This window comes from Streptomyces sp. UH6 (assembly GCF_013421635.1).
GTDB lineage: Bacteria > Actinomycetota > Actinomycetes > Streptomycetales > Streptomycetaceae > Streptomyces > Streptomyces abyssomicinicus.
On record NZ_JACADT010001247.1, the window covers coordinates 1 to 1398 of the forward strand.

Here is a 1398-nt window from a genome sequence, read left to right on the forward strand (position 1 = left end):
GGAGGTGACCTCCAGCAGCGACCGGGCCCGCTCCGGCGCCGGACCGCTGACGAAGCGGACGGCGGGCCGCAGGGCCCCCAGCTGGCGGGCCAGGTAGTCCGCCGCCAGCTCGCTCAACGGGCCGCCCAGCGCCCACACCGTCCGCGCCGAGACGAGCGCCCCGGCCGCCGAGTCGAGCAGGGGGGCGTTCAGGGTGGCGATCGTCTGCGCCAGGCCGTGATGCAGGTCGGCCGCCGCGCTGCCGGGATCGGCGCCCTGAGCGGTGAACTCGCGCAGCCGTGACTGGTCCTGGGCCTCGGCCCGTACCGCGGCCTGGAACTGCGAGAAGCCCTGGTAGCCGAGCCGGTCGACCAGCCGTGACGCGGTGGGCGCACTGACTCCGGCCCGCTCCGCCAGCGCCCGGAGCGATCCCAGCGCGGCGAACGGGAAGTCGTCCAGCAGCAGGCGGGCCACCGCGCGCTCGCCGGGAGCGAGCCGCTGATACATCTCCTCGAGCTGGGACACCACTCTCTTCATGCTGACGAACGTTACACCAAAACGCTTTTGAAGGCGTCGATGAAACGTGTGTTACGTTTCCGCCCATGACTCCTTGGCAAGGACTGATCAACAGCGCATACCGGACCCGGCTCCCGGTCACCGACCGCACCCCGGCCGTGTCGCTCCACGAGGGCAACACCCCGCTGCTGCGTTCCGCGTACCTGTCGCGGCTGACGGGCTGCGACGTCCGTCTGAAGAACGAGGGCGCCAATCCCACCGGCTCGTTCAAGGACCGCGGCATGACCGTGGCCATCAGCAGGGCCGCCGAGGCGGGCGCCGAGGCGGTCATCTGCGCCTCCACCGGCAACACCAGCGCTTCGGCCGCCGCCTACGCCGCACGGGCCGGCATCGGCTCGGCCGTGCTGGTGCCGCGCGGCCACGTGGCTCTCGGCAAGCTCGGCCAGACCGTCCGCCACGGCGCGCGGATCATCGAGGTGGACGGCACCTTCGACGACTGCCTGCGGGCCGCCCGCGATCTCGCCGACCGCCACCCGGTCGCCCTGGTGAACAGCGTCGGCAACGAACTGCGCCTGTCCGGCCAGCGCACGGTGGCCTACGAGATCGTCGACGCGCTGGGCGACGCCCCCGACGTCCACTGCCTGCCGGTGGGCAACGGCGGGAACGTCACCGCCACCTGGCAGGGCTACCGGGCGTACCGGACGGAGGGCCCCGCCACCCGCCTGCCGCGGATGTGGGGGTTCCAGGCGGCGGGCGCGGCACCGCTCGTCCACGGGAAGCCCGTCTCCCGGCCCGAGACGCTGGCCAGCGCCATCCGCGTCGGCGAACCGGCGACCTGGCAGGGCGCCGTCGCCGCCCGCGACGAGTCCGGCGGGCTGTTCGCGGCCGTCACCGACGAGCAGA

The 1398-nt window shown here is 73.5% G+C and carries 2 protein-coding genes; one reads left to right on the forward strand and one right to left on the reverse strand.

Features of this window, described 5'->3' with window-relative positions; translation table 11 throughout:
• Positions 1-516 (reverse strand): MurR/RpiR family transcriptional regulator (locus HW445_RS30980; RefSeq protein WP_180224103.1); only part of this gene is annotated, 516 nt, incomplete at its 3' end.
• A 65-nt stretch (positions 517-581) separates the two neighbouring features.
• Here HW445_RS30980 and thrC point away from each other — a divergent pair.
• A partial coding sequence (thrC, locus tag HW445_RS30985; RefSeq protein WP_180224104.1) for a threonine synthase occupies positions 582-1398 on the forward strand: 817 nt, incomplete at its 3' end.